Here is a 25,197-nt window from a genome sequence, read left to right on the forward strand (position 1 = left end):
ACGAGGACCACCGGCCGGACCCGGCCGTACCGGACCGACGAAAGGCGCAGATGGAAGACCTGCTCTCCGCGGCCGTGCCGGCCCCTGCCGTCCTGCGGGACCACGCCTTCCTGGGCGACGGCGAACGGGGAGCGGTCGTCGGCCCGCAAGGCGAGGTGGTGTGGCTGTGCGCGCCACAGTGGCACGACGACGCGGTCTTCGCCGCGCTGATCGGCGGTCCGGGGCACTACACCGTACGGCCGCAGAACGCCTGGCGGGTACGCGGCGGCCACTACGAGGACGGCACGCTCATCCACGTCAGCCGCTGGGTCACCGACGAGGCCGTCATCGAATGCCGGGAGGCGCTGGCCCTGCCCGCCGCCCGGGACACCTTGGTGCTGCTGCGCCGGGTGCGTGCGGTGCGGGGCGAGGCCCGCGTCCACCTCGCGCTCGATCCGCGGCCCGGATTCGGCGCCGACGTCATGTCCGAGGACCGCGGCGCGACGGACGCCCACACCGCCCAGGGCGGCGGCCTGCACCTGTGGTTCGGCGGGGTCGCCGTCCGGCGCGGACCCGGTGGCGGCTGGCAGGCCGCCTTCACCGTGCCGGAGGGAGAGGAACGGGACCTCGTCCTGCGCATCGGCCGACGGCCGCCGGACACCGCGCCCGAACCGCGGCGGCTGTGGCGGGAGACGGAGGAGGCGTGGCGCGCGGCCGTACCCCGCTGCCTGGACACCGCCGCGCCCCGCGACGCCCGCCACGCCTACGCCGTACTGCACGGGCTGACCAGCAGCGCCGGCGGCATGGTCGCGGCCGCCACCACCTCCCTGCCCGAGCGCGCCGAGGCCGGGCGCAACTACGACTACCGCTACACCTGGATCCGCGACCAGTGTTACGCCGGGCTCGCGGTGGCCGCCCACGGCCCGCACCCCCTGCTGGACCAGGCCGTACGGTTCGTGAGCGCGCGCCTGCTGACGGACGGCGACCGGTTCCGGCCCGCCTACACCGTGGACGGCGCGCCGGTCGCCGAAGAGCGCCCGCTGCCGCTGGTCGGCTACCCGGGCGGCAGCGACTTCGTCGGCAACCGCGCGGGCCGGCAGTTCCAGCTCGACACGTACGGGGAAGCACTGCAACTCCTCGCCACGGCGGCCCGCCACGACCGTCTGGACCGGGACGGGCAACGGGCGGCGGAGATCGCGGTGCAGGGCGTCGAACGGCACTGGCGGCAGGCGGACGCCGGGATCTGGGAGCTGGAGGAGCGCTGGTGGACGCATTCGCGGCTGAGCATCGTGGCCGGGCTGCGCGCCCTGGCCCGCAGCCTCCCGGGCCCCGCGGCGCGCAGCCGCGGCGACCTGGCCGACGCCGTCGAGGCGGAGACACGGCGGCGCTGCCTGCGGTCCGACGGCGTGTGGCGGCGCGCGGAGGACGACGAGGGGGCCGAAGGCGCCCTGCTGCTGCCGATGGCCCGCGGCTGCCTGCGGCCGGGGGACCCCAGCACGTACCGCACCCGGCGGTTCATCGAGGAGCGCCTGGGGGAGGACGGATACCTCTACCGCTTCCGCCACGGCGACCGGCCGCTGGGCGAGGCCGAGGGCGCGTTCCTGCTCTGCGGCTTCATGATGGCGCTGGCCGCGCACGCCGAGGGCGACCGGGTCGCGGCCTTCCGCTGGTTCGAACGCACCCGCAGCGCCTGCGGCACCCCGGGGCTGTTCGCCGAGGAGTACGACGTACAGCAGCGCCAGCTGCGCGGCAACCTGCCCCAGGCGTTCGTGCACGCCCTGCTCCTCGAAGCCGGGGCCCGGCTGGCCGGGCAGGAGCCGGACTGACGGGTCCGGCGACGGCCGGCCGGCGGCTGCCTACCGAATGGCGGAACGGCCGCCCCGAGATACGGAACAGATGCCGCAAAGAGGGTAGAGCTCGCGTGGCGCGGTACCCGACGGGCAACAGGCAGCACAGCCGGTGCTGCCGGGACACCGGCCCACGACGGCGAGGAGGAACGATGACCCAGTACGTGCGCGAGATCATGACGGGCGCCCCGGTGACGGTCGGTCCCGACACGCCCGTGACCGACGTGGCCCGGCGGATGCGCGACGAGGACATCGGGGCGGTGCTGGTCGCCGAGGGCGGCCGGCTGGCCGGCCTGGTCACCGACCGGGACCTGGCCGTCCGCATCCTGGCCGACGGCGGGGACGTCCGGGGCCGCAGCGTCCGGGAGGCGTGCAGCACCGACCTGGTCTCGGTGGCCCCGGACGACGCCGTCCACCGCGCCGTCCACCTGATGCGCACCAAGGCCGTCCGCCGCCTGCCGGTCATCGAGGACGGCCAGGTGGTGGGCGTCGTCTCGCTGGGCGACATCGCCCTCGAACGCGACCCGGCCTCCACCCTGGGGGACATCAGCGCGGCCGAACCCAACTCCTGAGCGGGCACATCCCGAGCGGGCCGAGAACGAGAGGAAACAGGAGGACGCCTCGTGGACAACGGACCGGACTCAGACCGCCGCGGGCCCGCACCGTGCGGAGCGGGGCACCGGGACGGCGGTGCGGCTCCGGCCGGCCTGGAGGCCGCGCTGCGCCGGCGCGTGGACGGGGAGGTCCGCTTCGACGCCGGCAGCCGCGGCGCGTACGCGACCGACGGTTCGAACTACCGCCAGGTGCCCATCGCCGTGGTCGTGCCGCGCACCGTGGACGCGGCCGTCACCGCCGTCGCGGTGTGCGCCGAACACGGCGTGCCCGTGCTCTCCCGCGGCGGCGGGACCAGTCTGGCCGGGCAGTGCGCCAACGCCGCCGTGGTGATCGACTGGACCAAGTACTGCCACGGCCTGGTCTCGGTCGACCCGCAGGCGCGTACCTGCGTGGTCGAGCCCGGCATCGTCCTGGACGAGCTGAACCGGCAACTGGGCGACCACGGCCTCCAGTTCGGCCCGAAGCCCTCGACGCACAGCCACTGCTCGCTGGGCGGCATGATCGGCAACAACTCCTGCGGCGCGTCGGCGCAGGCGTACGGGAAGACGGTCGACAACGTCCGCCGGCTGGAGATCCTCACCTATGACGGCGCCCGCTTCTGGGTCGGGCCGACCTCGGAGGAGGAGTACGAGCGGATCGTCGCCGAGGGCGGGCGCCGGGCCGAGATCCACCGCGGACTGCGCGACCTGGCCGACCGCCACCTCGCCGAGATCCGCCGTGGCTACCCCCGCATCCCGCGCCGCGTCTCCGGCTACAACCTCGACTCGCTCCTGCCGGAGAACGGCTTCGACCTCGCCCGCGCCCTCGTCGGCAGCGAAGGCACCCTCGTCACCGTGCTGCACGCGGAGCTGGAGCTGGTGCCGGTTCCCGAGTACGAGGCCCTGCTCGTCCTCGGCTACCCGGACATCGCCTCCGCCGCCGACGACGTACCGAAGGCCCTGGAACACTGCAACCCCAGCCAGCTCGAAGCGCTGGACGGCCGGATGGCCCAGCTCATGCGCGAGGAGAACGCCTTCACCGACTCCCTCGACAACCTGCCGGCCGGGGACAGCTGGCTGCTGGTGCAGTTCGCCGGCGACTCCCGCGAACAGGTCGACGAGCAGGCACACGGGCTGCTGAAGGCCATGGGGCGCGGCGAGGACGACGACAGCGTGGCCTTCTCCGACGACCCGGAGCGGGAGCGGAAGATGCTCCGGGCCCGCGAGGCAGGGCTCGGCGTCACCGCCCGCCCGCCGGACGGACGCGACACCTGGGAGGGCTGGGAGGACTCCGCCGTACCGCCGGAGCGGCTGGGCGACTACCTGCGCGACTTCACCTCCCTCCTGCGCGAGTTCGGCTACGAACACGCCACCCTCTACGGCCACTTCGGCCAGGGCTGCGTCCACACCCGCATCCCCTTCGGCCTGACCTCCGCCGACGGCATCCGCGACTTCCGCGACTTCCTCTTCCGGGCCGCCGAGCTGGTCGGCTCCTACGGCGGGTCGCTCTCCGGCGAGCACGGCGACGGGCAGGCCCGCGGCGAACTGCTGCCGGTCATGTTCGGCGAGCGGCTGGTACGGGCCTTCGGCGAGCTGAAGGCCCTCTTCGACCCGGACAACCGGATGAACCCCGGCAAGGTGACCAGCCCCTACCGCGTCGACGAGAACCTGCGCCTGGGCGCGCACTGGCGCCCCGCGTACGACGCGACCCACTTCGGCTACCCCGAGGACGACCACGACTTCACCCGCGCCGTCCTGCGCTGCGTCGGCATCGGCAACTGCCGCAGCCACCGCGGCGGCGTGATGTGCCCCTCCTACCGCGCCACCGGCGAGGAGGAACACTCCACCCGTGGCCGCGCCCGGCTGCTGTTCGAGATGCTCGGCGGCCACGCCGACTCGGCGGTGACCGACGGCTGGCGCAGCACCGAGGTCAAGGACGCCCTCGACCTGTGCCTGGCCTGCAAGGGCTGCAAGTCCGACTGCCCGACCGGGGTGGACATGGCCACGTACAAGGCCGAGTTCCTCGCCCACCACTACAAGGGGCGGCTGCGCCCGGCCGCGCACTACACGCTGGGCTGGCTGCCGCTGTGGGCCCTGGCCTCCCGCGCCGCGCCCCGGCTGGTCAACGCCGCCCTGCACGCCCCGGTGCTCGGCACCCTCGGCAAGCGCCTGGCCGGTGTCGCCCCGCGGCGCGACGCGCCCGTCTTCGCCGAGCGGTCCTTCCTCCAGTGGTGGCGCGCGCAGGACCGGCCCGAGCCCGATCCGGCCGATCCCCGCACGGTCGTGCTGTGGCCGGACACCTTCAGCACGTACTTCCACCCCAACGTCGCCCGCTCGGCCGTACGCGTCCTGGAGGACGCCGGGTTCCGGGTGGCGGTGCCCACCGAGGCCGTGTGCTGCGGGCTGACCTGGATCTCCACCGGACAACTGGACACCGCGCAGAGCACCCTGCGCCGCACCACCCGCGTCCTGCGGCCCTGGCTCGAAGCCGGTACGCCGATCGTCGGCTTGGAGCCGTCGTGCACCGCGGTCTTCCGGGCCGACGCCCCCGAACTGCTGCCGCACGACACGGACATCCAGCGCCTGGCCGGCCAGTTCCACACCCTCGCCGAACTGCTGGTGCGGCGCGCCCCCGAGTGGCAGCCGCCGCAGCTGGCCCGCACCGCCACCGTACAGACGCACTGCCACCAGCACGCCGTCATGAAGGCCGACCCCGACCGCGAGCTGATGCGCCGCGCGGGGATCGACGCCGACGTGCTGGATGAGGGCTGCTGCGGCCTGGCCGGGAACTTCGGCTTCGAGAAGGACCACTACGACGTGTCCATGGCCGTCGCCGAGCACGGCGTCCTGCCCGCCGTGCGCGACACCGCCCCCAGCGCCCTGGTCATCTCGGACGGCTTCAGCTGCCGTACCCAGATCGAACAGGCCGGCACCGGCCGCCGTGCCCTGCACCTGGCCGAGGTGCTCGCCCTCGGCATGGACGGCCCCGCCCCCGCCCATCACCCCGAACGGAAGGTTCCCCGGCCGACGGTGCGGGTCCGGGACACCCGGCTGGTCACCACGGTGGCCGCTGCCGTGACGGCCCTCGCATGCGGCGCGGCAGCCGCCGGCTTCCGGAAGAGCGGCCGGGGGAGAGGCCACCGGTAGTACGCTGCGGCGCCCGGGCGCACGGCAGCCCGGAGCCGCCGCGGTCAGGCCGTGTGGTGACGCTGCTGGTCGTCGGAGACCTCGGTGCGGTGCGCTTCGTCCTGGACGAGCAGGGAAAGCAGTGACGCCACGGTCAGGCCGGCTTCGGCCGGGTGGCGCAGCACCTTGCCGGGGTCGATCTGGTAGGTGTTGGTGCGCCCTACTCGGGTGTGGGACAGATAACCGTCGCGTTCCAGATCAGAGATGATCTTCTGAACGGCACGTTCGGTCAGCCGGCAGTGCGCGGCGATGTCGCGGATCCGGGCGTTGTGATTGTCCGCGATGGCCGCCAGCACCCGGGCATGATTGGTCACGAACGTCCAGCCGGTGTGCGGTTCGGGCACCCCGTTATGCGACTCGGGCAGTCCATCCATACTCCAACTCTACCGACACCACATTCGTGTGTCCCGAAACACGTACTACTTTTCGTGTATTGGTTGACGTGTGTCGACCGGGGGAGAAGTCTGGGAGAAAAGGCGGCCGAGCCGATACCGGGAGAGGAAGACCATGCCGGAAGCTGCGCACTGGACGTCCCCTCCTCCCGAGGACGCCGCCGGAGGTGACGGGGACGGCGATACGCCGGGGTCCCCGCCGCGCCTGCTGTGGATCGACGCCTTCCGGAGCGGCGACCGGACGGCGGTGGCGGTGCAGGGGGAGCTGGACATGGACGCCTGCGAGTGGATCGAACACGATCTGAGCGATGCCATGAGCCGGTCGGTACGGGGCATCGACCTCCACCTCGACGCGGTGCCGTTCTGTGACTGCGCCGGTCTCAACATGCTGCTGCGGCTGCGCTTCCACGCTCTCGCGCAGGACAGGACCGTCATCATCCGCTCCAGCAGCCCCGCGGTCGAGCGGCTGCTGGACCTGACCGGCGCGCGGAAGCTGTTCGTCGCCCCGGACCGGCCCGCCCAGGAGCGCCCGGCCGCCGACGGCGCGCCCCCGCACCAGGGCTCCCGCCCGGAGCAGCACCACGACCGGCTCCAGGACCAGAGCCACGACATGCGCCATGACCAGCACCAGCACCAGGACCACGGCTTGCGCCACGACCAGCAGCAGGATCTGCCCACGGAAGTCGCCCAGCTGCGCCGTGCCATGCAGACCCGCCCGGCCATCGACCTGGCCCGCGGCATCCTGATGGCCACCTTCACCCTCAGCCCCGAAGCCGCCTGGGCCGTCCTGGTCACCGCTTCCCAGAACACCAACACCAAGCTGTACCGGCTGGCCCAGGACCTGGTGAACAGCGTGCTGGGAGGCGCGTTGCCGGAGGCGGTGCAGGGGCAGCTGGCGGCCGCGGTGGCCAAGGCGAAGGCGGCTCAGCCGAGCAGGACCCCCGCCCGCGGCAGCCTCCGCGGCAACTCCCACCGCCCCGTCCGGAACACCGTGCCCGGACAGGGCCCCGCCTCCCCGGGGGAGTAGCCGTCGTCGGTGGTCCGGCGCTTGTCCGGCCGCAGCTGTCACGTTTCTCCGCTGCGGGGTGTCTTCATGGACAAGCGAAGAAAGGAGCCGGACGATGCCGGTGTGTCAGCGGGCGGGCGAGGCGGGGGCGGGGCATGGGTGAGGACGTGTTCAGCGAGCACCGCGGGCTGCTGTTCACCATCGCGTACGAAATGCTGGGCAGTGTTGCCGACGCCGAGGACGTCCTTCAGGAGAGCTACCTGCGGTGGAGCGCGGTCGATCCGGCCACCGTCCGGCAACCGCGCGCCTACCTGGTGCGTACGGTGACCCGGCAGGCCCTCAACCACCTGCGCGCGGCCAGGGCACGGCGCGAGGACTACGTCGGCGCGTGGCTGCCCGAGCCGGTCCGCACCGCCCCCGAGGCGAGCGACGACGTACTCCTGGCCGAGTCGGTGTCGATGGCCATGCTGCTCGTCCTGGAGACGCTGAACCCGACCGAACGCGCGGTGTTCGTGCTGCACGACGTGTTCGGCTACACCCACGGCGAGATCGCCGTGTCGGTCGGCAAGAGCGAGGCCACCGTCCGGCAGATCGCCCACCGCGCACGCCGGCACGTGCACGCGCGGCGCCGCCGTTTCGAGCCGGACTCCGCGTCCGCCCGGGAGATCGTCCAGCGATTCCTGGCCGCGGCGGCGACCGGTGACGTGCAGGTGCTGATGGATCTGCTGGCACCCGATGTCGTCCAGATCTCCGACGGCGGCGGCAAGGTGGTCGCCGCCCGCCGCCCGATCACCGGCCGCGACGACGTCGCCCGGTTCGTCCTCCGCGTCGCCCGGACCAGCTTCACGGCGACGACCCGCGTCGAACCCGCCACCTACAACGGCATGCCCGCCGCACGGTTCCTGACCGACGGCGCGCTCGACTGGCTGCTGACGGTCGAGATCCAGGACGGCCGGATCACCGGCCTGTACGGCATCCGCAACCCGGACAAACTGCACCGCGCCGAGACGGTGCGCCCGCTCGACAGGAAAGGACCCCAGCCGTGGAAACCGTGACCGTCGAACGCGTCATCGCCGCTCCGGCCGACGCCGTGTTCACCTGGCTCACCACGACCACCAACTACACGCGGTCGTCCCTGATCCTGCGCTGCCGGCTGACCCGGCGCGGCGAGGGCGCGCCGTACGGGGTCGGTGCCGTGCGCAGCCACCTCTGGCTGATCGGGTGGTTCCGCGAACGGATCACCCGGTACGAGCCGCCGTACGCCACCGAGTACGTCGTCGAGCGCAGCCTGCCGCCGTCCCGGCACGAACTCGGCCGGATGACGTTCACCGAGGCCGACGGCGGCACCCTGGTGCGCTGGACCACCCGTGCCGAGGTGCGCCTCCCGCTGCTCGGCGCCCCCTTGACCAGGCTCCTCATGCGGCCGGTTCTCACCCGCACCTTTGGCGACATCCTCGCCGCCGCCGACGCCGCACTCACGCAAGGCGCCCGGCCGGGCCGGGCGGCCGGGGGAGCCGAAGTGCGGGCGCGACAGCCGTAACCGAGCCCAGCGGGAGCGCCACGTCCGGTGGCGCCGCGGGCGGTTCGGGGCCGGCCGGCGGCCTCACGCCGCAGGGCGGCGGCCGCCTCGCCGCGACCGGCTCCTCCTCCGCGCTGCCGGCGATCGCCCTCGCGGGGGCCGCCGCGGTCGGCGGGGGTGCGGGCGCGGTCTCCGCCGTACGCCGTCGCCGGACCGGGGCGGGTTCCGGCGGTACGGACGCCACCGCGTAACCGGCCCACAGGTGCCGTTGCCCTTCCCCTTCCGACCGACTCGGCTCTCCTCGGGCAGCGTCCCCGCGCCCGCGACGCTCAAGCCCCGCGAGTCCGTCCACGTACAACTGCGGTTCCGGATGCGGGAAGGGCTGCCGACGGACCAGAGATACGACGCCCACGTCCTTCCCACTGGCACGTTCGCCGACCAGTACCGCGGCACGGACTGCGCGGCGAGCACCGACGCCGACGGCGACTTCGGCATCCCGGTGAAGTAGGGCCGGACCCGGCCGCATCCGGCGTCTGACGGGGCCGGGTCCGGCCGGCGCGGCCTTCCGTACGGCTACTCCGCCCCCACCCGCACCACCGTCTTCCCGCTGTTCGCGCCGCCCAGCATGCCGAGGAAGGCGTCCACCACGCCGTCGAAGCCGTGCACCACCGTCACCCCGCTCACGCCGCGGCCGCCCCGGCGGGGTGTCGGTTACGTGACCACGCCGGAGGCGAGCGGGGCGGCGGCGGTACGGGCACGGATCCGCGAACTCCGGTCGGCGGGCGCCGACCCCGCGTGGACGGGTGCCGGGCAGTCCGCCGCGAGCTGAGCGGCCGGTGGCCGGGTCGGTGGTGTCCGTACGGGCGTTGTCCGCGCCGGTCTCGGTGATCCGGCGCGGCGGAAGGCGCCGGGTGTGATGCCGTACACCCGCTGGAACCAGCGGCTGAAGTGCGCCTGGTCGGCGAAGCCGCCGGCCGAGGCGGCGTCGGCGGGCGTGGCACCGGCCGTGAGCAGGGTACGCGCGTGGCGCAGGCGCAGCTGCCGCTGGTAGTCGCTCGGCGCCAGGCCGAATTCGGCCCGGAAGGCACGATAGAGGGCGAACCGGCTGCACCCGGCGGCCTCCGCCAACTGCTCGGCGGTCAGCGGTTCCAGACAGGCCTCGTCCAGGAGCGCACGGGCCCGGCGGGCGGCCTCGCGGCGCGCGCGGCCGGCCGGTGTCCGGGGGCGTACGGGAGACGCCACGGCGGACGCGCCCCGCCGCGCCATGGCGGTGATGGCCGTGGTCAGCCGCTCGTCGCGCACCAGCGGATCGGCGGGGCCGGCCAGCGCGGCGTGCAGCCGGGCGAGGGCACCGGCGAGCACGGGGTCGTCCAGGACCGGGTCCGCGAAGAGCGGCAGGGCGCCTGAACGCCCGTCGGTGGCGTCACTGATCATGTCGCGGACCACGGACGGACCGATGTGCACGATGCGGTACTGGAACCCCGGTTCCGCCGCGGCTCGCCCGTCGTGCACCTCGTCGGGGTTGAAGGCCATCACCATCCCCGCGCCGCTGGTGTGGTGGGCGCCGCGGCAGCGGAAGCGCTGCGCGCCGGCCTCGGTGATGCCGAAGGAGTAGGTGTCGTGGCTGTGCGGCGGATAGACGTGATCGAAGAAGCGCGCGTGCATGGCCTCCACGGGGCGCTCGTCGTCCCGCCAGTACCGCACCCAGCCGCCGGCCCTCGTCATGCGGCCATTATGGAAGACGGGCCGCCGGGCACGGCTGCCGGCGGCGTGGCCGGGAGGCGGGTGGCGGCAGGGGCTGCGCACACGTACCTCCCGAAGTCGTCTTTGATGCAAGCGTATTGGTTGTGATCGCGGGCGCGGTGTGGAGGCCGGGCGGCGGGTGGACCGGCATCCGGGCCCTCCGCCACGCAATGCGTGTGGTTGCGATCACATTGCGCGACGCTGTGCGGCTGCTAGGTTCATAGCGATTTCTGAGCGACCGAGGGGGGCGCGCAAACCGTTGTCGAAATTCTGTCGGCGGGGAAACATTCACGTATCACGCGATGTGCCGTGCTGTAGCCCGGCTACCGAGCACTAGCGCTTTCACGAAACACGCGGAACGCCAATAAGCATTGGTTCAGGCCGCGTTCACTGTTTCTTTCCACATTGTCCTTCGTCCGTTACCGCGGGCACTGGAAGGGCATGTCTTTGCGCTGCCCAACTCGACATCCTCACATCGTCTCCGCACCACCGCATCGGCGTCCGGGCGATCCCCGGCACGTCGGCCTGCGCTCGCCTGGCGCGTGACGGGAAAGGTCCTTCCGTATGTCCACGACGTTTTCGCCGCATCATCCGCAGCATCCCCTGATAGAAGAGCTTTTCGAGGAGCAGGCCGAACTCCGTCCCGATGCCCTTGCGGTGGTCGACGGCGAAACCCGATTGACCTATCGCGAACTCCGGAACCGGGCGGGCCTGCTGGCGGCCGGCCTCGTCGCGCGGGGCGTGGGCCGGGAGACGCTGGTGGCCATGGCCTTTCCCCGGTCGGCCGACGCGATCGTCTGCACCCTGGCCGTCGTGCTCGCCGGTGGCGCCTACCTGCCGGTGAATCCGGAATTCCCCGGCGAGCGCCTGGCCCACATGCTCGGTGACAGCGGCGCCCCGTTGCTGGTGTGCGCGCCCGGCCTGGAGGAGAAGATCGCGCCGGCGCTGCCCGAGGGGATGGCGGTCGTCACGCCGGACGCCCTGGTGGCCGAAGGGGTCCGCGCCGGCGTCGCACCGGCCGGCCCCGCCCCCGTGGCCGAGGGCGGATCGCCGCTGGCCTACGTCATGTTCACCTCCGGTTCCACCGGGCGGCCCAAGGGCGTCATGGTGGAGCAGGCGGGGATCGTACGGCTGGTCAAGGACAACGGCTTCTTCCGGTTCTCCGAGCGGGAGCGGCTGCTGCTGACCGGTGCCCTGGAGTTCGACGCGGCGACGTTCGAGATCTGGGGCTGCCTGCTCAACGGCGCGACGCTGTACGTGGCGGACAAGGAGACACTGCTCGTCCCGTCGGCGCTGAAGAAGGCGCTGCACGACAACGCCATCACCGTCATGTGGATGACGGCCCCGCTGTTCAGCCAGACCGTCGACGCCGACCCGGACGTCTTCGCGCGGCTGTCCGCGGTGGTCGTCGGCGGCGACGTGCTGTCGGCGCGGCACGTGCGTACGGTGCGTGCCGCGCACCCCGCACTGCGAGTGATCAACGGCTACGGACCGACGGAGAACACCACCTTCACCACCACCCACGAGGTGCGCGGGGACGAGCCGGGCGCCATCCCCATCGGCCGCCCCATCGCGGGCACGACCGTCCTGGTGCTGGACGAACACCGGCGACCGGTGCCCGCGGGCGGCACGGGGGAGCTCTACACGGGCGGCAGCGGGCTGGCCCGCGGCTACCTGGGCAACCCCGAGCTGACGAAGGAACGCTTCGTCACCGTCGGCGGCGAGCGCTGCTACCGCACCGGTGACCGGGTCAGCCAGGACGCCGCGGGGCTGCTGCACTTCCACGGCAGGGTGGACGACCAGGTCAAGATCCGCGGCCACCGGGTGGAGGTCAAGGAAGTCGAGGCGGCCCTGCTGGCCTGCCCCGGCGTCCTCGACGGATGCGTGGTCGTCGCCTCCGACGAGGCGGGCAAGTACCTGCTCGGCTACGCCGTGCTCGCCGACGGCACCGCGGCGGCCGACGCCGAGGCCGCGCTCGCCGGGCGGCTGCCCGACTACCTGCGGCCCGAACGGCTCGTCGTCCTGGACCGGCTGCCGCTCAACGCCAACGGAAAGGTCGACAAGGCCGCCCTGCCCGCCCCCGACCCGGCGGGACCGTCGTCCGCCGCCGCCCCGGACCGGTCGGCCCTGCCCGCCGGACAGCGGGAACTCGCCGAGCTCTGGGACGTGGTGCTGCGTCTGAAGGGCCGCGCCCTCGGGCCCGACGACGACTTCTTCGCCCTCGGCGGCAACTCCCTGTCCGTCGGCGCGCTGATCGGACGGCTGGCCGTACGCGACGGCGTACAGCTCCCCTTCTCCCAGGTGTTCGCGAACCGCACCCTGGCGCAGATGGCGGACGCCGTGCGCCGGGCCGCCGGGAACGCCCCCTCCCTCGGCCTGCCGCCCATCGACCCGGCGCCCGACGGTGTGCCGTCGGCCCTCCACCCCCAGCAGTACGGGCTGCACACCCACGCCCAGGTCGCCCCGGCGTCGGTCGCCTACAACGTCCCTCTCCGGCTGGACATTTCAGGACCCCTGTCCGCCGGCGCGGTCCGGGCCGCCCTGGCCGAGCTGGTACGCCGCCACGACGCCCTGCGCACCCGTTTCGTCACCACCCCCGAGGGCGTGCGCCAGGAAGTGCTTCCCGAGGCCACGGTGCCGCTGACCGAGTCGGACGCCCTCGCCCACGGCGACGACCAGGCCGTACGGGAGGCGGTCGTGCGCCCCTTCGACCTCGGCGGTGCCCCGCTGATCCGCGGGCTGCTCGTCCGCGACGACGACACCCGCCACCGGCTCTACCTCGACATCCACCACATCGTCTTCGACGGGGTGTCCCTGCGGATCGTCGCGCAGGAGCTGACCGACCTGCTCTCCGGCGCGCCGGTGCCGGAGCCCAAGTGGGGGTACGCCGACGCCTCGCGGTGGTTCGCCGACCGGCTCGCGGACGGCTTCTTCGCGGCGGACGAGAACTACTGGCTGACCACGCTCGCCGACCCGCCCCGCCTGGAGCTGACCACCGACCACCCCCGCCCGGCCGTCCGGGCGGAGACGGGTGACGTGCTGCGCCTCGCTCTGTCGCCGGAGCGGGACGCCGCGGTCGACCGGATCGCGGACCGCGCGGGCGTCACCCCGTTCACCGTGCTCCTCACGGCGTACGGCGCCGTCCTGATGCGGCTCTCCGGACAGCACGACATCGTGGTCGGCAGCCCCATGAGCGGCCGTACCCACCCCGAGTTCGAGTCGGTCGTGGGCATGTTCGTCAACACCGCGGCCCTGCGCCTGACGGTCGGGGAACCGGCCACGCTCGCCGACCTGCTGGCCGTCACCCATCAGCGGCACCAGGAGGCCCTGGAACACCAGGCCTGCCCCTTCGAGCGGGTCGTCACCGGGCTGCGGCTGCCCCGCGACACCTCCCGGCTCCCCCTGCTGGACGCCTTCTTCGCCCTCCAGAACATCGACTTCCACACCTTCACCCGCGACGGCCTGCGCGTGGACGTGGACCTCCTGCACGCGGGCTCCTGCCGGTTCGACCTGAACCTCCAGGCGTACCGGCGCCCCGACGGAACGGTGCTCGAACTCGAATACAGCACCGCCCTCTTCGCCACATCCTCGGCGGAATACCTGCTCCACCGTGTGGCCGAGCTGATCGACGACCTCGACACGGCGCCGCACACCCCCTTGACCGGCCCTTCACCAGCCCAGAACGCGGTTACCCCCGCTTACGCCGATTTCTCTTTCTAGAAGGATCCGATGACTAGCGCACTGCAGGCCCAGCAGGCACTCAGCGACCACCCGGCGCAGCAGGAGTACTGGGACGACCTCCAGCGGACCTGGACCGAGCCCGTCCAGGTCATCAGGGACCACCTGCGTCCCGACGCCGGTGACCACCAGGCCGTCCGCACCGGCCTCGACGACGCCACCACGGCCGCACTCGCCCGCATCACCTCCGGCGACCCGGTGCTCCTGCGCGTCGTCGCCGCCACGGTGCTGTCGCTGCTCGCCGCCCGGACCACCGACCGGGACGACATCGTGGTCTTCCTGCCGGCCCCGCCGCAGGCCTTCGGCACACCCAACCGGGCGATCCCCGTCGAGGTGGCCGTCCCGGCCGGCACCGAGGCCAAGCAGCTGCTCGGCGCGGTCCGCGCCGCGTACCTCGGGGCGGCGGCCCACCTCGATGTGCCCGTGGCGTTCCTCCTCGACCGCGCCGACCGCCGGCCGACGGACTTCATGGTCGCCGTCGACGGTGACCTCGGCCCCGAGGACGCCGACCGCGCCGGCACCCCGCTGCTGTTCTCGCTCACCACCGGATCCACCCCGGGCCTCGAACTGCGTTACGACCCGTCGCTGTTCACCGAGGCGACCGCGGACCGGCTCCTCGACGCCTATCGCACGATCCTGCACGCCGTCACCACGGACCCCGCCACGACGACGGACGCCCTGCGTGCTCCCGGCGCCGACGAACTCGCCCTGATCACCGGCGAGTTCAACGACACGGACATCGCGTTCCCGGACGGCCGGCTGCTGCACTCCTTCCTGGAGGAACGCGCCCGCGAGCACGGCGACCGCATCGCGGTCGCCGACGGCGAGGGCACGACCTACGCCCGGCTCAACGCGGACGCCAACCGGCTCGCCCGCACCCTGCGCGAGCGCGGGGTGACCGCCGGCAGCATCGTGGGCGTCTGCGTCCCCCGGTCCGCGGAGATGCTCACCGCCATCTACGCCGTGCTGAAGGCAGGCGGCGCCTACCTGCCGATCGACCCCACGCTGCCCGGCAACCGCATCGAGTACCTCCTCGACCACAGCGGCACCCAGCTGGTGCTCGCCACCCCCGGGACCGCGCCCGCCCTGGGCGACCGCCCGGTGCTCGACCTGGACGACCCCGCCAACTGGCACGACGAGGACAGCGACCTCACCCCCGTCACCGGGCCCGACGACGCCTGCTACGTCATCTACACCTCGGGTTCCACCGGCCGCCCCAAGGGCGTGGTGGTGGAGCACCGCGCCATCGTCAACCGGCTGTGGTGGATGCAGCGCGGTTACCCCCTCGGTGCGGACGACGTCATCCTGCACAAGACGCCCTTCACCTTCGACGTGTCGGTGTGGGAGATCTTCTGGTGGTCCCTGGCGGGCGCGTCGGTCGCCACGCTGCCCAACGGGGCGGAGAAGGACCCCGAGCAGATCGCCGGACGGGTGGCGGACAGCGGGGCCACCACCATGCACTTCGTCCCGAGCATGCTGCACGCCTTCCTCACCTACACCGAGGCCTCCGGCACGGCCGGCAAGCTCGGCTCGCTGCGCCGGGTGTTCGCCAGCGGTGAGGCGCTGGCCGTCAGCCACGTCGGGCTCTTCCAGGCTTCCCTGCCGCAGGCCCTGCTCGTCAACCTGTACGGCCCCACGGAAGCCGCCGTCGACGTCAGCTACTTCGACTGCGACGCCGTGGACGCCACCCGCTCCGTGCCCATCGGCCGTCCCATCGACAACATCAAGCTCATCGTGCGCACCCGCAGCGGCGGCTTCGCGCCCATCGGCGTGCCGGGCGAGCTGTGCATCTCCGGCGTCGGCCTGGCCCGCGGTTACCTGCACCAGCCGGAGCTCACGGCGGAGCGGTTCGTGGCCGGCCCCGAGGGCTTCGGCCGCATCTACCGCACCGGCGACCTGGCCCGCTGGCTGCCCGGCGGCGTCATCGAATACCTCGGCCGCCTCGACACCCAGGTCAAGATCCGCGGCTACCGCATCGAACTGGGCGAGATCGAGCACCTCGCGAGCGGCTTCACCGGTGTCACCGAGTGCGCCGTGGCCGCGGTGGAGGGCGACCGCGGTGAGAAGTCGCTGTGCGCCTACGTGGTGGCCGGCCCGGGCTTCGACGAGACGGCGCTGCGCGCCGCGCTGGCCGCCGAGCTGCCCTCGTACATGGTCCCCCAGTTCGTCATCACCGTTCCCGCCATCCCCACCAACCACAACGGCAAGCGCGACGTGTCCGCACTGCCGCGGCCCGGGAAGCAGGACGACGGGCCCGCCCACGTGGAGCCCGTCACCGATGTCGAGCGGTTGCTCGCCGCCGTGTGGAAGGACGCCCTCGGCGTGGACCGCGTCGGCGCCCACGACAGTTTCTTCGCCCTCGGCGGCGACTCCATCATCGGCATCCGCGTCGTGGCCGCACTGCGCCAGGCGGGCTACGCGGTCACCGTCGGCGACGTCTTCGCCCACCAGCGGCTGAGCGACCTGGCCACGGTGGTGCGCGAGGCCGGGAACCCGCCGGCCGCACAGCCGGCGGCCGGTGACGCCCGGTCCTGGCCCGCCTCGGCCCTCCAGCAGGGCATGATCTACCACAGCAGCGTCGACACCGACGTACCCGTCTACCACGACATCTTCCGCTACCACGTGGACGTGCCCCGCGCCGACCACGAGGCCCTCGTCGCCGCCTGGCGGCAGGTGGCCGAGCGGCACCCCGTGCTGCGGGCACGGTTCGACGTCGAGTCCTTCGAGCAGCCCCATATGGTCGTCGAGAGCGCCCCCGCGCTGCCCGTGGAGGTCGTCGACCTGCGCGCCGAGGCCGACCCGGCCGCCGCCGTCGCGGACTGGGCCGAGCAGGAGAAGCGCCGTCCCGTCGACCCGGCCGTCGCACCCGCCTACCGCCTGCGGTTCTTCGTCACCGGCCCCCGGCGCGTCGTCCTCGGTCTGAGCTTCCACCACACCATCCTCGACGGCTGGAGCGTGGCCACCCTGGTCGAGGAGTGGGTGCGCGCCTACGGCGACCTGCTGCACGGCCGTACCCCGGCCGCCGCCCCCGTCGTGCCGCTCCAGCAGCTCTACGCCGAGCTGGAGCGGGCCGCCGAGGAGGACCCGGGGCAGCGCGAGTTCTGGGCGGCCGAGCTGGACGGGGCCCAGATCCTGGAGGTCCCCCGGCTCGGTGGCGGCGCCCGCGGCAACGCGGTGACGGCCGAGGTCGTCGTCGACGCCCGCGAGCTGGCCCCGGAGCTGATGGAGACGCTGCGGCGCCGGGCGCAGGAGTGGTCCGTACCGCTCAAGAGCGTCTTCCTCGCCGCCCACCTGCGCGTACAGTCGCTGATCGCCAACCAGCGCGACGTGGTCACCGGACTGGTCGCCAACGGCCGGCCGGAGGTGGACGGAGCCGACCAGGCGCTGGGCATGTTCCTCAACACGCTGCCGTTCCGGGTGCAGCTGGACCCGGAGCAGAGCTGGCGGCGGCTCGCGGAGCGCTGCTTCGAGCTGGAGCAGCGGCTCCAGCCCCACCGCTGGTATCCGCTGCCCGCCATCCAGAAGCTGCACGGCGGCCCGGCCTTCGACGTGCTGTTCAACTTCACGAACTTCCACGTCCACCAGCAGGGCGGCACGCTGGAGGACGAGCCCGCCGTCAGCGCGGTGGACTACTTCGAGCAGACCAACGCGCCGCTCGTCGTCTACGTGGGCTCCAACGCCTACGCCGGCGGCTGGGAGTACCGCATCGGCTACGACCCCGGCCAGTTCACCGCCGACCAGATCGACCGCTACCTCGGCTACTACCGGGCCTGCTTCCAGGCCCTCGCCGACGCCGGTGAACAGCCGTGGGCGGACACCGACCTCCTGTCGGCCGGCGAACGCGCCGCACTGCTGCCCGCCGTCGCCCGTCCCACCGCACCGGATCTCGACGGCAGCCACACCCTCGTCGACCGCTTCGAGGCCATCGCCCAGAAGCACGGCGACGCCATCGCCGTCTCCTGCGACGGCCGGCGCCTGACCTACCGCGAGCTCGACCGCCGCGCCAACGCCCTGGCCCACCGCTTCGCCGCCGACGGCGTACGCCCCGGCGACCTCGTCGCTCTCGCCCTGGAGCGCGAGGTGGAGATGGTCGTGAGCATCCTCGCCACCCTCAAGGCCGGTGCCGTCTACGTACCGATCGACCCGGGCTATCCCGAGGACCGCATCCGCACCACCGTTGAGGACGCGGGCGTCCGGCTGATCGTGGCCACCGCCGAGGTGTGCGCCCTCTTCCCGGAGCGGGCCACCCTGACCGGCACCCGGGAGGCGCTCGACGCCCTCGTCGGCGACGGCGCCGACCAGGGCCCCGCCCACGGCCTGACGGCGGACTCCCCGGCGTACGTCATCTACACCTCGGGCTCCACCGGAAAGCCCAAGGGCGTCGTGGTGGCCCACGGCAACGTCCTGCGGCTGTTCGGCGAGACGGAGCACTGGTACGGCTTCTCCGACCAGGACACCTGGACCCTGTTCCACTCCTTCGCGTTCGACTTCTCCGTGTGGGAGCTGTGGGGCGCGCTGCTGTACGGCGGTCACCTCGTCGTCGTCCCGTACTGGGTCAGCCGGTCCGTCGAGGACTTCGCCGACCTGGTCGTCGCCGAGCGTGTCACCGTGCTCAGCCAGACGCCGTCCGCCTTCGGCCAGATCAAGCAGGCTTTGATGGACCGCACGGGACCGGACGACGTCTCCCTGCGCCATGTCGTCTTCGGCGGCGAGGCGCTGGACTTCGCCTCGCTCGCCGACTGGTTCGGCCACTTCGGCGACGCCCGCCCGCAACTGGTCAACATGTACGGCATCACCGAGACCACCGTGCACGTCACCTACCGTGCGGTCCGCGCCGCCGACGTCCGGGCGAAGGGCAGCATGATCGGTGAGCCGATCCCGGACCTCGGCCTGTACCTCATCGACGAACTGGGCCGCCCGGTGCCGCTCGGCACCCCCGGTGAGATCGCGGTCACCGGCGGCGGTGTCGCCCTCGGTTACCTCAACCGGCCCGACGAGAACGCCAAACGGTTCGTCGAGCTCGACCTCGGCCACGGCACGACGCGCGCCTACCGCTCGGGCGATCTGGCCCGGCGCCTGCCCGGCGGCGAGGTGGAGTACCTCGGCCGGCAGGACGCCCAGGTCAAGATCCAGGGCTACCGCATCGAGACCGGCGACATCGAGTCCGCCCTGGTCGCGCACCCGGAGATCGACTCCGCGCTCGTCGTCCCGTTCACCCGCCGCACCGGCGGCAAGGCGCTGGCCGGCTATTACGTACCCGTGGCCGGCGAGCGGATCGACAGCACGGCCCTGCGTGCCCACCTCGCCGACCGGCTGCCCGGCTACATGGTGCCCAGCTTCCTGGTGGAGGTGGAGCGCTGGCCCCTGACGATCAACGGCAAGACCGACCGCCGGGCGCTGCCGCACCCCGAGGACCACGCGGGCGGCACCGACCGTGCGTACACCGCGCCCCGCGACGCCACCGAGGCCCGGCTGGCCGCCGTCTGGCAGGAGGTCCTGGGCGTCGACCGGGTCGGCATCGACGACACCTACTACGACCTGGGCGGCGACTCGCTCCAGGGCATCCGGCTCATCGGCGCGTTGCGCCGCAGCGGCTTCGAGGTACCGCTGCACGAACTGTTCCGGGTGCAGACCATCCGCGCGCTGACCGACCAGGCGCTGGTGACCACGGCCGAGGACCGGACCGTGCTGCCGGGCGAGCCGTTCGACCTCCTGGGCGAGGCGGACCGCGCGCTGCTGCCGGCGGACGTGGTGGACGCCTACCCCGCCACGCAACTGCAGCTCGGCATGGTCTTCCACACCGATGTCGAGCCCGCCCAGGCGGTCTTCCACGACCTGATCCGCTACCGCATCGACCTGCCCTTCGACCAGGACGTCCTGGCCGGGCTGCTCACGGCCATGGTCGACGCGGACGGCCACGAGATCCTGCGCACCTCCTTCGCGCTGAGCGGCTACAGCCGGCCGCTGCAGCTCGTCCACGCCCAGGGGCGGGTCGACCTCACGGTGCACGACCTGTCGCACCTCGGTGAGGCGGAGCGGACCGCGCTGCTCGACACGTGGTTCGAGGCGGAGAAGAGCACCGGATTCGTGTGGGACGCGCCCACGCAGATGCGCTTCTTCGTGCACCGGGCGGACGACGCGTCCTTCCACCTGTCGGTCAGCTTCCACCACGCGATCATCGACGGCTGGAGCTTCTCCGGCCTGATGGCCCGCCTGCTGGAGGACTACCGCCGGACCCTGGCCGGGCAGCCGCGCACCGAGCCGGTCACTGCGCCACTCGCCTACCGCGACTACGTACGGCTCGACCTGGCGGCCCAGCAGGACACCGCGTCCCGGGACTACTGGACCGGTCTGCTGGCGGGTGCCGAATACGTCAAGCTGCCCCGGCTGCCCGAGCCCGGGAGCCGCTGGGCGGAGGCGGAGCTGCTGCTGGAGGAAGGCCGCTACGACCGCTTGGCGGAGATCGCCGCACGCCACCGGGTGTCCGTCAAGGACCTGTGCCTGGCCGCGCACTTCCGGGCCCTGTCGCTCATCACCCGCACCCGCGACGTGACGACCGGTGTCTTCGGCCACGGCCGCCCGGAGCACCTGGAGGCCGACCACATGGTGGGCCTGTTCCTGAACATCGTGCCGTTGCGCGCCACCACCGACGGCAGCTGGGAGGAGCTGATCGGCGCGGTCAACCGGGTCGGCCACGAGCACCTGCCGCACCGCCGCTACTCCTACGCCTCGATCCAGGAGGCCACGGGCGGGCGACGGCTGGTCGAGACGGCGTTCAACTTCGTCAACTTCACCGCCTACTCCGACCAGCTGGGGGACGGCGGCGCCCAGGTCATCGGCGACCTGAAGTGGTTCGAACACGCCGACTTCGCCCTGCTCGTGACCTTCAACGCCGACCTGTTCACGCGCCGGATGCGGGTGAACTTCAACGCCGCCGCGCAGGTGCTCGGCCAGGACGCCGTCCGCACGGTCTCCGAGGTCTACCGGGCGGTGCTGGCCGACCTCCTCGGAGAGCGCTGGGACGGCCCCGACCTGGCGGACCTGCTGGCGCAGCTGCCCCCGGCGGCCGACCGCACACCGGACGGCTACGACCGCGGCACCGCGCCGTCCCCGGCGCACGTCGAGGGGCTCGACCGGATCGACACGGCGGCCCTGCGGGAACTGGTGGCCGGCATCCTCGCGGACACCGCCGGCCCGGACGGGGCGGACCCGCTGGGCGCAGGCGCCGCCGGCGTGCACCTCGACTCCTTGACCACGCTGCGGATCGCGCACGCCGTCCGTGACCGCTTCGGGGTGGACGTGCCCCTGCGGGCGCTGCTCGCCGGCGGCCTGACCACCCTGGGGCTGTGACATGCGGGCGATCTTCTCGACGATCCTGCTCAGCTCACTGGGATCGACGGTCCTGTGGCTGCTGCTCGTGCCCAGCTTCTCGGCACAGACCCACTCCGACGGGCTGGTGGGGCTGCTGGGCATGGAACGGCAGGTGCTCGGCGTGGTGGGCGCGCTGCTGGTCGGCGTCTGGGCGGACCGCGGCCGCATCGGCCGCAAGTTCGCGCTGCTGCAGGGCGCGCAACTGGTCCTGGCGCTGGCGTTCCTGGCGATGACGTGGCTCGGGTCGGCGGGCCCGGACTTCGTCCTGGTGTGGACGGCGCTGCGCTTCACCTTCGTGGGCGCGAGTTCGGTGCTCGCCTACCGGCTGCTCGCCGACGCCTCCGGGTCCAGTGCCCAGGGCGCGGTGCTCCAGATGGTGACCTCGCCCCAGGGCGCCATGGTGTTCGCCGCCGTCATCTGCGCGGCGGTGCCGGCCTGGACCGCGCACACCCTCGTGATGGCGCTGCTGTTCGACATCGTCACTGCGGTGCTGGTGATCGGGCTGCTGCTGGCCAGGCCGGAGGAGGGCGAGGGCGAGTTCGGCTTCGAGTGGCGCAAGGTCATCGGCCGCGGCGTCGAGGCCGTCCGCAGCTACTGGCTGCCCGAGCTGTGGCCGTGGAACCTCATCCAGATCGGCTTCCTGGTGAGCCTGTCCGGCATGATGGTCTACGCCAGCGTGATCGCCGAGGCGCAGGACCTGATGCCGACGGGCATGGCCTTCTCCGGGGCGTGGTTCTTCTACGGACTCGCCTTCTGGCTGACCGCCCCGCTGCTGCGCGACCGTGAGCGGGCGGCACGGTGGGCGCTGGTCTTCGCCGGTGTGCTCACGGTGTCCGGTGTGGCCGGCGCGCTGGCCGGGCGCGGGTCCTTCGCCGTCCACATGGTCCTCTACGTGGTGCTGACCTTCGTCAACGCCTACTGGATCCACTTCACCAACGCACGGGTCCTCGAACCGGCACCCGCCGCCAGGATCGGCCAGATCAGAGCCAGTATGATCTTCTACCTCGGGCTGGTGTTCGGTGTCGGTGAGCAGCTCGTCGGCCTCCTGCTGGACCTGAAGTCCGGCCTGATGCTGCTCGGCCTGGCCCACGTCCTGGGCGGCATCGCCCTGTCCGGCTCTCTGCTCGTCATCCGCACACGCACCCGCCGCACGCTCGTGCCGGCCGGGTGAGGGAAGGAGTTCTCCATGTCCCCGGAAGAGATCGTCGACGGCCAGCTCGCGGCCTACAACGCGGGTGACCTCGAAAAGTTCCTCAGCTACTACGTCGAGGACGTACCCGTGTACGCCTTCCCGTCGGGCGAGGTCCTCACCGACCGGTCGGGCCCGGCCTTCCGCGAGCGCTACGCCAAGCTCTTCGCCTCCAGCCCCGACCTGCACGCCGAACTCGTCTCCCGCGTCATCCAGGGCCGCATCGTCATCGACCAGGAGCGCGTGACCGGCTTCATGGGCGGCGAGGAACGCGCCGCCGTGGCCCTCTACGACGTGGGCCCCGAGCGCATCGAGCGGGTCTGGTTCGTGGTCTGACCCATCCGCCCGTCGCACACGGCCCCGTGGACCCGGCACCGCCGGAACCACGGGGCCGTCTCTTTCCCGCGAGCGCTCGGCCGATCGGCGGAACCACGCGGGGCGCACAGGATAAGAGTCCCGTGGCGCGGTACGTGAGGAAGGCGGGCGGACGGTTGTTTGCCTGCTGCGCCATGAGGAACCCTCAGGGCCGAGGGAGAACGGTGATCCGGTCCGCGCGAGCGCGGGCGGCCGTTCCCGTGCGGCCGGGCGCCGTCCGGATGAGTGCCGGAAGGAGGATGCAGTGACAACGCAGGAAACCGTGTCCGCACCCGGCGGGGTGGTGCTCGACAGCGATCTGGTACTGCCGGACTCGCCACGTGCCGTGGTGCTGTTCGCACACGGCAGCGGCAGCTCGCGGCGCAGCCCGCGCAACCGCGCGGTCGCCTTCGCGCTGCGCCATTCCGGTCTGGCCTCGTTGCTGCCGGACCTGCTGACCCCTCAGGAGGCCGAGGAGGACACCGCCTCCGGCCGGCACCGTTTCGACATCCCGCTGCTGGCCGAGCGGACGGTCGCGGCGGTCGACTGGCTGAGCGAGCACCCGGCCACCCGGGAACTGCCGCTGCACCTGTTCGGCGCGAGCACGGGCGCGGCGGCGGCCCTGGTGGCGGCGGAGCGGCGGCCCGCCCGGGTCCGGTCCGTGGTGAGCCGCGGCGGCCGGCCCGATCTCGCGGGGGATGCGCTGGAGCGGGTACGGGCACCGGTGCTGCTGCTGGTCGGGGAGCTGGACACGGACGTCCTGCGGCTCAACCGCGAGGCGGCGGACCGGCTGCACGCGCCCTGCGAGGTGGAGGTCGTGCCGGGCGCGAGCCACCTGTTCGAGGAGCCCGGGACGCTGGAGCGGGTGACCGAGTCGGCCCGGGGCTGGTTCCTGCACCCGCCGGCCCCCGCGGACGCGAGGGGCGGCGATGTCCGCTGAACCGGCGGCGTCCGACCTCGAACTGATCCGCGGGACCGCCGTACCGCTGCCGGACCCCGGCGCACTGGACCCGCTGCTGGACCGGATCGGCGACGCCCGCTACGTCCTGCTGGGCGAGGCGTCGCACGGCACCGCCGAGTACTACTGGTGGCGGGCCCGGCTCACCCAGCGGCTGATCGCGGAGAAAGGCTTCTCCTTCGTCGCCGTAGAGGGCGACTGGCCGGACTGCCTCGACCTGCACTGCTCGGTCACCGCCCGGCCCGGCGCACCCGAGGATCCGCAGGAGGCCCTGGCGGGCTTCCGCCGCTGGCCGCGCTGGATGTGGGCCAACACCGACGTGGCCCGCTTCGCCCGCCGGCTCCGCGAGCACAACACCGGCCTGCCGCCGGGAGAACGCGTCGGCTTCTACGGCCTCGACGTCTACAGCATGTGGGAGTCGCTGGACGCCGTACTGGCCTACCTGCGCGAGCACCACCCGGATCACGTGGACCGGGCGGTGGAGGCGTACCGCTGCCTCGAACCGTACGGGCAGGACCCGCAGAGCTACGCCCTGGCGACCCGGATGCTGCCCTCCGGGTGTGAACCCGAGGTGGTCCGGCTCCTGGTGTCGCTGCGCGACCGGGCCCGGAGCCCGGAGGACACCGCGTCCGTCGCGGAACTCGCCGCGCTGCAGAACGCCGAGACCCTCGCCGGGGCGGAGCGGTACTACCGGGCGGTGGTCCACGGCGGGCCCGACGCGTGGAACATCCGCGACCACCACATGGCCGACACCCTCGACCGGCTGACGGCCCATCACGGGCCGGGTGCCAAGGCGGTGGTGTGGGCCCACAACACGCACGTCGGTGACGCGCGGGCCACCGACATGGCCGCCGCCGGACTGGTCAGCATCGGCCAGATCGTACGGGAGCGGCACTCCGCGGACGGCGTCGTGCTCGTCGGCTTCGGCTCGTACCAGGGGTCGGTCGTCGCGGGGACCCACTGGGGAGCGACGCCGCAGGACCTGCCGGTGCCCGAGGCCCGCCCGGGCAGTGTGGAGGAACTGCTCCACCAGGCCCTGCCCGAGGACCGGGCGCTGTTCGTCTTCCCGCCCCGGGACAGCGCCACCGGCCTGCACCCGGAGGCTCCCCGTCCGGCCGGCTGGGCGGGCGTGCGGCGCGACCACCGGGCCATCGGCGTCGTCTACCGGCCGGAACGCGAGCCGTACGCCAACTACGTGTCCACCACGCTCGACCAGCGCTACGACGCCTTCATATACCTGGACCGCACCCACGCCCTGACCCCGCTCCACCCCGAGCCGCCCGCCACCGGCGAGGCCGAGACCTGGCCGACCGGCCAGTGAT

14 protein-coding genes and 1 pseudogene are annotated in these 25,197 nt (G+C 72.8%); 13 read left to right on the forward strand and 2 right to left on the reverse strand.

Annotated features, from left to right (window positions below):
• The first annotated feature begins 50 nt into the window (after positions 1–50).
• The 3 genes from ACH4FX_RS31545 to ACH4FX_RS31555 all read left to right on the forward strand — a co-directional run bounded on the left by ACH4FX_RS31545 (position 51) and on the right by ACH4FX_RS31555 (position 5,566).
• Positions 51–1,805: a glycoside hydrolase family 15 protein gene (locus ACH4FX_RS31545; RefSeq protein ID WP_398484787.1), complete on the forward strand. Its 1,755-nt coding sequence runs from the start codon at positions 51–53 to the stop codon at positions 1,803–1,805.
• Positions 1,806–1,978: 173 nt separating this feature from the next.
• Positions 1,979–2,398 carry a CBS domain-containing protein gene (locus ACH4FX_RS31550; protein ID WP_398484716.1) on the forward strand — a complete coding sequence of 140 codons (420 nt, stop codon included), beginning with the start codon at positions 1,979–1,981 and terminating at the stop codon, positions 2,396–2,398.
• A gap of 135 nt (positions 2,399–2,533) precedes the next feature.
• Positions 2,534–5,566 carry an FAD-binding and (Fe-S)-binding domain-containing protein gene (locus ACH4FX_RS31555; RefSeq protein ID WP_398484789.1) on the forward strand — a complete coding sequence of 1,011 codons (3,033 nt, stop codon included), beginning with the start codon at positions 2,534–2,536 and terminating at the stop codon, positions 5,564–5,566.
• Positions 5,567–5,610: 44 nt separating this feature from the next.
• Here ACH4FX_RS31555 and ACH4FX_RS31560 read toward each other — a convergent pair whose 3' ends face one another.
• Positions 5,611–5,979 carry a helix-turn-helix transcriptional regulator gene (locus tag ACH4FX_RS31560; protein ID WP_398484718.1) on the reverse strand — a complete coding sequence of 123 codons (369 nt, stop codon included), beginning with the start codon at positions 5,977–5,979 and terminating at the stop codon, positions 5,611–5,613.
• Positions 5,980–6,112: 133 nt separating this feature from the next.
• Here ACH4FX_RS31560 and ACH4FX_RS31565 point away from each other — a divergent pair, with 133 nt between their 5' ends.
• The 4 genes from ACH4FX_RS31565 (at position 6,113) to ACH4FX_RS31580 (ending at position 9,030) form a co-directional block, all read left to right on the forward strand.
• Positions 6,113–7,024 carry an ANTAR domain-containing protein gene (locus ACH4FX_RS31565; protein ID WP_398484720.1) on the forward strand — a complete coding sequence of 304 codons (912 nt, stop codon included), beginning with the start codon at positions 6,113–6,115 and terminating at the stop codon, positions 7,022–7,024.
• Between the two features lie 134 nt (positions 7,025–7,158).
• Positions 7,159–8,058, forward strand: coding sequence for an RNA polymerase sigma-70 factor (locus ACH4FX_RS31570; RefSeq protein ID WP_398484722.1), 900 nt, complete (start codon positions 7,159–7,161; stop codon positions 8,056–8,058).
• Entirely contained in the window at positions 8,046–8,543 is a 498-nt protein-coding gene (locus ACH4FX_RS31575; protein WP_398484724.1) for an SRPBCC family protein, read from the forward strand. Before ACH4FX_RS31570 ends, ACH4FX_RS31575 begins: the two co-directional genes overlap by 13 nt.
• 247 nt (positions 8,544–8,790) lie before the next feature.
• Positions 8,791–9,030 (forward strand): hypothetical protein, encoded by a 240-nt coding sequence (locus ACH4FX_RS31580; protein ID WP_398484725.1) that lies wholly within the window; start codon positions 8,791–8,793, stop codon positions 9,028–9,030.
• 374 nt (positions 9,031–9,404) lie between these two features.
• Here ACH4FX_RS31580 and ACH4FX_RS31585 read toward each other — a convergent pair.
• Positions 9,405–10,247 (reverse strand): annotated as a pseudogene (locus ACH4FX_RS31585) (AraC family transcriptional regulator); the annotation flags it as partial.
• A gap of 582 nt (positions 10,248–10,829) precedes the next feature.
• Here ACH4FX_RS31585 and ACH4FX_RS31590 point away from each other — a divergent pair.
• The 6 genes from ACH4FX_RS31590 (at position 10,830) to ACH4FX_RS31615 (ending at position 25,196) form a co-directional block, all read left to right on the forward strand.
• Positions 10,830–13,985 carry an amino acid adenylation domain-containing protein gene (locus ACH4FX_RS31590; protein ID WP_398484727.1) on the forward strand — a complete coding sequence of 1,052 codons (3,156 nt, stop codon included), beginning with the start codon at positions 10,830–10,832 and terminating at the stop codon, positions 13,983–13,985.
• 9 nt (positions 13,986–13,994) lie between these two features.
• Positions 13,995–21,353 carry an amino acid adenylation domain-containing protein gene (locus ACH4FX_RS31595; RefSeq protein WP_398484729.1) on the forward strand — a complete coding sequence of 2,453 codons (7,359 nt, stop codon included), beginning with the start codon at positions 13,995–13,997 and terminating at the stop codon, positions 21,351–21,353.
• A gap of 1 nt (position 21,354) precedes the next feature.
• Positions 21,355–22,545, forward strand: coding sequence for a hypothetical protein (locus tag ACH4FX_RS31600; RefSeq protein ID WP_398484731.1), 1,191 nt, complete (start codon positions 21,355–21,357; stop codon positions 22,543–22,545).
• Between the two features lie 15 nt (positions 22,546–22,560).
• On the forward strand, positions 22,561–22,899 hold the full coding sequence (locus ACH4FX_RS31605; RefSeq protein WP_398484733.1) for a nuclear transport factor 2 family protein: 339 nt from the start codon (positions 22,561–22,563) through the stop codon (positions 22,897–22,899).
• Between the two features lie 283 nt (positions 22,900–23,182).
• Positions 23,183–23,857 (forward strand): dienelactone hydrolase family protein, encoded by a 675-nt coding sequence (locus tag ACH4FX_RS31610; RefSeq protein ID WP_398484735.1) that lies wholly within the window; start codon positions 23,183–23,185, stop codon positions 23,855–23,857.
• On the forward strand, positions 23,847–25,196 hold the full coding sequence (locus ACH4FX_RS31615) for an erythromycin esterase family protein (protein WP_398484737.1): 1,350 nt from the start codon (positions 23,847–23,849) through the stop codon (positions 25,194–25,196). The genes ACH4FX_RS31610 and ACH4FX_RS31615 overlap by 11 nt, the downstream gene beginning before the upstream one ends.
• The last annotated feature ends 1 nt before the right edge of the window (position 25,197 follow it).

Source organism: Streptomyces sp. NPDC018019 (assembly GCF_044327805.1).
Lineage (GTDB): Bacteria > Actinomycetota > Actinomycetes > Streptomycetales > Streptomycetaceae > Streptomyces.

Coding starts and splice junctions, on each gene's coding strand:
- ACH4FX_RS31545 (WP_398484787.1), top strand. CDS start 51: ATGGAAGACCTGCTCTCCGCGGCCGTGCCGGCCCCTGCCGTCCTGCGG.
- ACH4FX_RS31590 (WP_398484727.1), top strand. CDS start 10,830: ATGTCCACGACGTTTTCGCCGCATCATCCGCAGCATCCCCTGATAGAA.
- ACH4FX_RS31595 (WP_398484729.1), top strand. CDS start 13,995: ATGACTAGCGCACTGCAGGCCCAGCAGGCACTCAGCGACCACCCGGCG.
- ACH4FX_RS31605 (WP_398484733.1), top strand. CDS start 22,561: ATGTCCCCGGAAGAGATCGTCGACGGCCAGCTCGCGGCCTACAACGCG.
- ACH4FX_RS31550 (WP_398484716.1), top strand. CDS start 1,979: ATGACCCAGTACGTGCGCGAGATCATGACGGGCGCCCCGGTGACGGTC.
- ACH4FX_RS31600 (WP_398484731.1), top strand. CDS start 21,355: ATGCGGGCGATCTTCTCGACGATCCTGCTCAGCTCACTGGGATCGACG.
- ACH4FX_RS31615 (WP_398484737.1), top strand. CDS start 23,847: ATGTCCGCTGAACCGGCGGCGTCCGACCTCGAACTGATCCGCGGGACC.
- ACH4FX_RS31565 (WP_398484720.1), top strand. CDS start 6,113: ATGCCGGAAGCTGCGCACTGGACGTCCCCTCCTCCCGAGGACGCCGCC.
- ACH4FX_RS31560 (WP_398484718.1), bottom strand. CDS start 5,979: ATGGATGGACTGCCCGAGTCGCATAACGGGGTGCCCGAACCGCACACC.
- ACH4FX_RS31570 (WP_398484722.1), top strand. CDS start 7,159: ATGGGTGAGGACGTGTTCAGCGAGCACCGCGGGCTGCTGTTCACCATC.